The sequence below is a fragment of the Demequina pilifera genome, assembly GCF_048814985.1.
Classification (GTDB): Bacteria; Actinomycetota; Actinomycetes; order Actinomycetales; family Demequinaceae; genus Demequina.
Genome location: NZ_JBMDTW010000004.1, coordinates 52062 through 60072, shown reverse-complemented (window position 1 = coordinate 60072; position 8011 = coordinate 52062). Strand labels below are relative to the sequence as shown.

The following is an 8011-nucleotide window of genomic DNA, read 5'->3' as shown; positions in this document are numbered from 1 at the left end:
AGCTCCCAACCCCCCTCGCCACGTCCAGGTCGGTCAGCGTGACGCCGTCAGGGAGGTCGGGGACGTCCCAGTTCAGGGCGCCGCCGGCCTCGACGTCCTTGAGGACGGGAGCGAGGTCGCGGACGGCGGAGAACCGCCAGTCCTCCTCGCGTCCGGTCGGCATCGCGAACGCGTCCACGTCGAAGGACGTGGGACGGTCCGCGCGCGACGCGTCGGGGGTGGGAGCGGCGAGGCCGTGCGAGTGCGCGGCGTCGGACGTGGCTCGGGTGTGATCAGTGACGGTCAACCGACGGATCCTTCCATCTGCAGTTCGATGAGGCGATTCAGCTCGAGCGCGTACTCCATGGGCAGCTCGCGCGCGATGGGCTCGACGAACCCGCGCACGATCATGGCCATGGCCTCGGTCTCGGTCATGCCTCGGGACATGAGGTAGAACAGCTGGTCCTCGGACACCTTCGAGACGGAGGCCTCGTGGCCCATCTGGACGTCGTCCTCGCGCACGTCCACGTAGGGGTACGTGTCGGAGCGGCTGATCTGGTCCACGAGCAGCGCGTCGCACAGCACGTTGGACTTCGAGTTCTTGGCGCCCTCGAGCACTTGCACGAGCCCGCGGTAGCTGGTGCGACCGCCGCCGCGCGCGACCGACTTGGAGACGATCGAGCTCGACGTGTTGGGCGCGGCGTGCACCATCTTGGCGCCCGCGTCCTGGTGCTGGCCCTCGCCGGCGAAGGCGATCGACAGGGTCTCGCCGCGAGCGTGCTCGCCGAGGAGCCAGATCGCCGGGTACTTCATGGTGACCTTCGAGCCGATGTTGCCGTCGACCCACTCCATGGTGGCGCCCTCGGCGGCCGTGGCGCGCTTGGTGACCAGGTTGTACACGTTGTTCGACCAGTTCTGGATGGTCGTGTAGCGCACGCGGGCGTTCTTCTTGACGATGATCTCGACGACCGCGGAGTGCAGCGAGTCCGACGTGTAGATCGGCGCGGTGCAGCCCTCGACGTAGTGCACGTAGGAGCCCTCGTCCGCGATGATCAGCGTGCGCTCGAACTGGCCCATGTTCTCCGTGTTGATGCGGAAGTAGGCCTGCAGCGGGATGTCGACGTGCACGCCCGGGGGGACGTAGACGAACGATCCGCCGGACCACACGGACGTGTTCAGTGCGGCGAACTTGTTGTCGCCGGCCGGGATCACGGTGCCGAAGTACTGCTCGAACAGCTCCGGGTGCTCCTTGAGCGCGGTGTCGGTGTCCATGAAGATGACGCCCTGCTCCTCCAGGTCCTCGCGGATCTGGTGGTACACGACCTCGGACTCGTACTGAGCCGCGACGCCGGAGACCAGGCGCTGCTTCTCCGCCTCGGGGATGCCCAGCTTGTCGTACGTGCGCTTGATGTCCTCGGGCAGGTCCTCCCAGCTGGTGGCCTGCTTCTCGGTCGAGCGCACGAAGTACTTGATGTTGTCGAAGTGGATGCCCGAGAGGTCGGAGCCCCAGTGCGGCATCGGCTTCTTGCCGAACAGTTTGAGGCCCTTGAGACGCTGGTTCAGCATCCACTCGGGCTCGTCCTTCAGCGCGGAGATGTTGCGGACGACGTCCTCGGAGAGGCCGCGGGCCGCGATGGCGCCCGCCGCGTCGGAGTCGTGCCACCCGAACTCGTAAGAGCCGATCGAGTCGATGATCTCCTCATCGGTCTGCGCGGGAGCCTTGTCGGTGGGAGTGCTCATAGTCATCCTTCCTTAGCCGCCGCTGACGCGACGGGGATGGTCGTGGTGCACACGTGGGCGCCGCCTGCCAGGGTGGACAGGCGTTGGACGTGGACGTCGAGGACGCGGGAGAAGGCACGGGTCTCGGCCTCGCACCACTCGGGTGCTTCTTCCGCGATGGACTGGATGGGGCAGTGCCCCTGACACAACTGGACGGTGTAACCGCCGGGACCGGGCCGCACCGAGGTGGCGAAGCCCCTGTCCGCGAGCGCGCTCGACAAGGCGGCGACCCTCTCCGACATGGGCGCATCGGCCGGGACGACGGCGGCGAGCGCATGCTCGAGTTCGAGCGACTTGGCCTCCACGAACTCCTCGAGCTGGCCGTGCTCGCGCATGAACGTCATCGCGTCGACGGCGACGGACGTGTACGCGGTCGCAAGCGACTGCTGGCCTTCCGTCGTCGCGACGTAGGACTTGGCGGGACGGCCGCGGCCGCGCACGTGCTGACCGGGGGGCTCGTGCTCCTCGATCAGGCCGGAGTCGGAGAGCGCGCCCAGGTGCCGACGCACGCCGGCAGGCGTCACGCCGAGCTCGACCGCGAGGGTCGAGGCGGTGATGGGACCGGCGGAGGCGATGAGGCCCAGCACGCGGTCCCGGGTGGTGTCGTTGCCCAAGTGTCACTCCTTCCGTCCAGTGAACAGTCTTGTTGCCGAATTCGTTCCCGGCAAGCAAGGGATACCTAACTAGAGCGTTGCGTAATTCACCGAGCCTAGCCGCGTCCTCGGTTATGAGCGCCCCAACGAGGGCGTGACCCGGTCGGCCCGTCCGGTGCGGCAGGGATGGCAGACCCGCCGCGACACGCGATCTAGGATGGTTCTGTGCTCACCCGCCTTCTCGACTTCGTCGCGCGGCACGGTCGCGGCCTCACCATCGCGAACATCTTCACCCAGGCGGGGATCATCGTCACGGGCGGCGTGGTGCGCCTCACCGGCTCGGGCCTTGGCTGCTCGACATGGCCGCAATGCGAACCGGGCAGCTTCACCCCCGAGTTCCACCCCGAGAATTGGCTCCATCCGGCCGTCGAGTTCGGCAACCGGCTCCTCACCTTCGTGCTGGTGATCGTGGCGCTCGGCGTCGCGATAGCCGTGTGGCGGAACCGTCCTGACCTGAAGTGGCTGGGGCTCGTCCCCGGCATCGGCGTGATCGTTCAAGCGGTCGTGGGCGGAATCACCGTGTTGGTGGAGCTGCACCCGCTCGTGGTCGCCCCGCACCTGCTGCTCTCCGCGCTGCTGGTCTGGTACTCCGTCTGGCTTGCGCTGCAATACCGCCGCGCGCCCCGGCGCGCAGGACGGCCGATGCAGTGGTCGCTCCGCCTGTCGTCCCTCCTGGTCGTGGTGCTGCTCATCCTCGGCGCCCTCACCACCGGTGCCGGACCCCACTCGGGCGACATCAACGCGACCGAGCGCCTCGCGCTCGACCCCGCCGCGATTGCGCGCGCCCACGCCCTTACGGTCTGGGCCTTTGTCGCGTGCCTCGCGTGGATCATCTGGCGCGTGCGCAAGGACGTCTCCGAGGGTGACCGCGACGAGGTGCGCCGCGCGTGGGTGGTGCTACTCGTGGTCACGCTGGCGCAGGGTGCCATCGGTTACGTGCAGTACTTCACGGGCCTGCCCGAGGTGATCGTCGGGTTCCATCTGCTGGGGATCGGCGTCTTCACGGCCGCGCACTCGGCGGCGCACTACCTGCTGAGTTCGCGCAGCTCGCCCATCGCTCCCCGCTAGTACCGGCTCACCTCTGAAGGCGCGTCGCCTCAGGGCGCATCCAGGCCGCATCGGCGGCGCGGAGCGTCGCGAAGCCGTCGCGGCGCGCGCGATCCGCGCTGAGCAGACCTACCACCGCGGACGAGGCGCGCACGCGGCCGTCCATGACGGCCTCGACAGCATCGTCCAGCGACACCCACGCGCCGATCATGTCGCGCTCCTCGTCACGGCGCTCGTGGCGCTCCCCCTCGGGAACCTGCGCGATGCCGCGGGCCAGGAAGACCCGCACGGTCTCGGAGCTGGACCCGCCGGACGGGCAGTAGTCCACGAGCGTGTGCCACTCGGTGGCGGTGAGGTCCGCCTCTTCGTGCAGCTCACGTCTGGCAGCGTCGACCGGGGCCTCGCCGCCGACGTCGAGCAGCCCTGCGGGCGGCTCCCAGCACTCGGCGCCCACAGGGTGCCGGTACTGCCGCACCAGATAGACGCGGTCCTGATCGTCCAGGGCGATGATCACCACCGCGCCCGTGTGGCGCAGGTAGTCGCGAGTGACGACCCCGGACTCCCCTAGGTCCACCTCGTCGCTCGCGACGTCCCACACGTGGCCCTGAAAGCGCTCATGGGTCGCGAGAACGGGGCGCACCCCGGGCTGGTCCGCGAGAGGCTCGTCCGCCATCAGGCGGTCGCGGGCTCGGCGGCCGTCGCGGACGCCTCCTCGCGCACCTCGAGGACCGCGCCGATGAGCCCGGCGAACAACGGGTGCGCCTTCGTGGGCCGCGACAGGAACTCGGGGTGGGCCTGCGTGGAGATGTAGTACGGGTGAGTCTCGCGCGGGAGCTCGACGAACTCGACGAGCTCACGGTCGGGAGACTCCCCCGAGACCACGAGACCCGCGTCCTCGAGCTGCTGGCGGTAGGCGTTGTTGACCTCGTAGCGGTGCCGGTGACGCTCCCCCACAGCCGTGTCGCCGTACGTCTGCGCGGCGACCGAGCCCTCCTTGAGGACGGCCTGGTACTCGCCCAGGCGCATGGTGCCGCCCATGTCGCCCGCGCCGTCAATGAATTCGTGCTGCTCCTCCATCGTGGCGACCACGGGGTGAGGCGTGCCGGGGTCGAACTCGGAGCTCGAGGCCCCCGCGAGACCCAGCACGTTGCGCGCGTACTCCATCACCATGGTCTGCAGACCCAGGCAGATGCCGAGCGTGGGGACGCGGTTCTCGCGGGCCCAGCGCAGCGCGCCGATCTTGCCGTCCACGCCGCGCACGCCGAAGCCGCCGGGCACGAGCACGGCGTCCACGCCGCCCAGCGCCTTCTCGGCGCCCTCGGGCGTCTGGCACGTGTCGGACGCGACCCACCGGATGCTCACCTTGGCGTTGTGGTGGAAGCCGCCGGCACGCAGCGCCTCCCCCACGGACAGGTAGGCGTCGGGCAGGTCGATGTACTTGCCGACCAGCGCGACCTCGACCTCGTGCGCGGGGCGGTGCACGCGGTCCAGGACCTTCTGCCACGCTCCCCACTCGACGTCGTGGAACGGCAGGTTGAGTCGGCGCACCACGTAGGCGTCGAGGCCCTCGGAGTGCAGCACGCGCGGGATGTCGTAGATGCTGGGGGCGTCCTTGGCGGTGACGACCGCCTCGCCCTCCACGTCGCACATCAGCGCGATCTTGTTCTTCATCGCCTGCGGGATCTCGCGGTCCGCGCGGCACACGATGGCATCGGGCTGGATGCCGATCGAGCGCAGCGCCGCGACGGAGTGCTGGGTGGGCTTGGTCTTGAGCTCGCCGGACGGGCCGATGTACGGCACCAGGGACACGTGCAGGAAGAACACGTTGTCGCGGCCCACGTCGTGGCGGATCTGGCGCGCGGCCTCGAGGAAGGGCTGCGACTCGATGTCGCCGACGGTGCCGCCCACCTCGGTGATGATGACGTCGTACTCGGGACCGGCCTGGTCACGCATGCGGCGCTTGATCTCGTCGGTGATGTGCGGGATGACCTGGACCGTGTCGCCCAGATACTCGCCGCGCCGCTCCTTGGCGATCACCTGCGAGTACACCTGGCCGGTGGTGACGTTGGAGCTCGCGGACAGCTTGACGTCCAGGAACCGCTCGTAGTGGCCGATGTCGAGGTCGGTCTCGGCGCCGTCGTCGGTGACGAAGACCTCGCCGTGCTGGAAGGGGTTCATGGTGCCCGGATCCACATTCAGGTAGGGATCGAGCTTCTGCATCGTCACGCGCAGTCCGCGCGAGCGCAAGAGGCGTCCGAGGGACGATGCAGTAAGGCCTTTGCCAAGGGAGGAAACGACGCCTCCCGTGACAAAGATGTGACGGGTGACATGGTCCGTGTTGGACATAAATCGCGTTCGCTCCACGGGCTTCAACACTAACAGCGATTCGCGGCGCGCGGACCGCGACGCCTCACGAGCGTGACCGATTCGTCACGAGCCGGGCGCCGGAACCAGCGTGCGCCCCTCCCCGGGTCCGTAGTGCCCGACCGTGCCGGCGAGGGCCTGCGCCGTCGCGAGCGGAACGGAGATCTGGCCGTACTGGTCGGTGCCCTCGACCACGGTCGCGACGACGGCCGATGCGTCCGGCGAGTTCTGCACCGCGCTCGGCAGGTCTCCGGGCAGGTCAGGGCCCGAGGCCACCGTCACGCCGGGTGTGTACTCGGCCAGGATGACCGCGGTCGCGGCGAGAGAGCTCGAGAACTCGGCCCGCACGGATTCCTCCTGCGACCCCGGCCCTGCGACCAGGACGAAGGACTCGATAGGCGCGGTGGCGGTGCCGGACACCAGCTCGGCCTCGATCAGCAGGTCCAGCAGCAGCGCGGAGCGTTCCGTCGCGTTGGCGGGGTCCGGGAAGTCGGTGTCTGCCAGGTCGGACTCGGTCGATCCGGGCGGCAGCAGCCCCGGCATGAGCGCCTGCGCGAGCGCGTGCGACAGGACCGTCGAGGGGGACGTCTCCGCGTCCACCCCCACCACGTTGGGAGCCATGGTGGACGCGAGCGACGAGCGGAACGCGGTCTGATCGGGATCGGTCCACGCCTCCTCGATCACGAGCTCGCCCGAGACGGTGGCCCCGGCCTGCACCAGTCGGTCGCGGACGCCGGCACCGTCCTCGGGCGCCGGCTGCGCGACCTCGACGGTCGCCACGGAGACTCCCAGGAGGGTGCCGTCCAGAAGCGTGGGGGCTGCCTCGTCCGCGAACTGCTGCGCGGTCGTGGTCTGTGCCATGGCCGCATCCGCGTCCGCACGCGCGGACTCGGCCTCCTGCTCCAGGCTCATGATCTGATCGGACAGATCGCCGACGAGAGCGTCGCGCATGGGACCGGATCCGAGGACGACGCCGACCGCGAGCGCCAGGAACACGGCCACGAGAGACACCACGTGGTATCGGAAATCCTTCATCATGCGCCACCGATCCACGAGTTGACCATCGTCCACAGGTCCTCGGCCCAGGCCCGCCCGGCGGGCGTCGACCATACTGCCGCCCCGAGCGCCACCAACCCGGCCACGACCAGCAGCACGAGCGTCATGGGCGAGTACCGGTGCCGGTACACCTGCGCGAGGGCGGGCGCGTCGACGATGCTCGTGCCGGCCTGCAGCCGCGCGAGGAACGTGCCCGAGGCGTCCGCCTGGGAGGTGTCCAGGTAGTCCTGAAGCGAGGACTCGACTCCCACGGTCACGATGACGGACGCGCCCTGCGTGTGCGCGAGCAGGATCGCGAGCGCGGTCGAGGACAGCGACGAGTCGGAGACGGTGTGCGCGAGCCCCAGCGCGTCGATGCGGGCCTGTCCCGAGGCTCCCCCGCGCGGCTCGTGCAGCAGCACGCGGTCCGCCGAGCGCAGCGCGTCGTCTCCCACGCCGTCGACGTCGCCGATGATCAGGTGAGGCGCCGATGCCAGCTCGAGGGTCGCATCGGCCGCATGCCCGACCGCGATGAGGATGGGGCGGTGGTCGCGAATGTAGCGCCGGATCGAGGCGATCTGCTCGCGGTGGCGGAAACCGGGCGCGACGACCACGACGTGGCGGCCCTCGAGGTCCAGGCCCACGTCCGGCAGCCCCGCCCCGTCGAGGATCGTGTCCGCCTCGCGCTCGACGTGATCCATCGCGTTGGCGGTGAACGTCGCGAGCTGCACGCGCATGCCCTCGGTGGCGTCCTGCATCGCGTCGGCGAGGACATCGTCGGTCACCTCGCGCCCGTCGGCGACGACCGTGCCGTCGACCAGCACCTGGGAGCCAGAGACGGTCGCCTTCGCGCCGTCCTTGGCACCGAGGATCGCGCTGCCGACCTCGTCGATGAGCGGCACTCCCGCCTCGAGCAGCACGCGCGGGCCGCCGGTCGGGTAGCGGCCGGAGATCGAGGCCTTGACGTCGATGACCGCGCCGGGCCGGCGCGCGGCGATCTCCTCGGCGGATTGCTGGTCGAGGTCCAGAATGTCGATGACGGCCACCTCGCCGGGACGCAGGCGCCGCAGCAGCGCCCTGACGCTCGGTTCGATGCGCAGTGCGCCGGTGACGGTGCCGTCGCCCGCGTGGGTGGTGCGGTCGGATCGGCTCAT

7 protein-coding genes and 1 pseudogene are annotated in these 8011 nt (G+C 69.7%); 1 reads left to right on the top strand and 7 read right to left on the bottom strand.

Annotated features, from left to right (window positions below; all coding sequences use genetic code 11):
* The 3 genes and pseudogenes from ACNI14_RS08080 to ACNI14_RS08070 all read right to left on the bottom strand — a co-directional run.
* Positions 1–286: pseudogene (locus ACNI14_RS08080) on the bottom strand (Fe-S cluster assembly protein SufD); the annotation flags it as partial.
* Entirely contained in the window at positions 283–1719 is a 1437-nt protein-coding gene (gene sufB / locus ACNI14_RS08075) for a Fe-S cluster assembly protein SufB (protein ID WP_420519484.1), read from the bottom strand. The pseudogene ACNI14_RS08080 and the gene sufB, both read right to left, overlap by 4 nt.
* 2 nt (positions 1720–1721) lie before the next feature.
* The gene (locus ACNI14_RS08070; RefSeq protein WP_420519483.1) at positions 1722–2372 is read right to left on the bottom strand and encodes a helix-turn-helix transcriptional regulator; all 651 of its coding nucleotides are present in this window, start codon (positions 2370–2372) and stop codon (positions 1722–1724) included.
* Positions 2373–2576: 204 nt separating this feature from the next.
* On the opposite strand from ACNI14_RS08070, the gene ACNI14_RS08065 reads away from it, so the two are divergent.
* Complete coding sequence (locus tag ACNI14_RS08065; RefSeq protein ID WP_420519482.1) at positions 2577–3479, top strand: COX15/CtaA family protein; 903 nt, start codon at positions 2577–2579, stop codon at positions 3477–3479.
* Positions 3480–3486: 7 nt separating this feature from the next.
* On the opposite strand, the gene ACNI14_RS08060 is transcribed toward ACNI14_RS08065, so the two are convergent.
* The 4 genes from ACNI14_RS08060 to steA form a co-directional block, all read right to left on the bottom strand.
* Entirely contained in the window at positions 3487–4131 is a 645-nt protein-coding gene (locus ACNI14_RS08060) for an NUDIX domain-containing protein (RefSeq protein ID WP_420519481.1), read from the bottom strand.
* Positions 4131–5804 carry a CTP synthase gene (gene pyrG / locus ACNI14_RS08055; protein WP_420519480.1) on the bottom strand — a complete coding sequence of 558 codons (1674 nt, stop codon included), beginning with the start codon at positions 5802–5804 and terminating at the stop codon, positions 4131–4133. Before pyrG ends, ACNI14_RS08060 begins: the two co-directional genes overlap by 1 nt.
* Before the next feature lie 84 nt (positions 5805–5888).
* Complete coding sequence (locus ACNI14_RS08050; protein WP_420519479.1) at positions 5889–6860, bottom strand: copper transporter; 972 nt, start codon at positions 6858–6860, stop codon at positions 5889–5891.
* A complete protein-coding gene (gene steA, locus ACNI14_RS08045; protein ID WP_420519478.1) occupies positions 6857–8011 on the bottom strand; it encodes a putative cytokinetic ring protein SteA in 1155 nt (384 codons plus the stop codon). Before steA ends, ACNI14_RS08050 begins: the two co-directional genes overlap by 4 nt.

Bases quoted from the DNA above. Each gene is read 5' to 3' on its own strand.
- pyrG (WP_420519480.1), bottom strand. From the start codon at position 5,804: ATGTCCAACACGGACCATGTCACCCGTCACATCTTTGTCACGGGAGGC.
- steA (WP_420519478.1), bottom strand. From the start codon at position 8,011: ATGAGCCGATCCGACCGCACCACCCACGCGGGCGACGGCACCGTCACC.
- sufB (WP_420519484.1), bottom strand. From the start codon at position 1,719: ATGAGCACTCCCACCGACAAGGCTCCCGCGCAGACCGATGAGGAGATC.
- ACNI14_RS08060 (WP_420519481.1), bottom strand. From the start codon at position 4,131: ATGGCGGACGAGCCTCTCGCGGACCAGCCCGGGGTGCGCCCCGTTCTC.
- ACNI14_RS08050 (WP_420519479.1), bottom strand. From the start codon at position 6,860: ATGATGAAGGATTTCCGATACCACGTGGTGTCTCTCGTGGCCGTGTTC.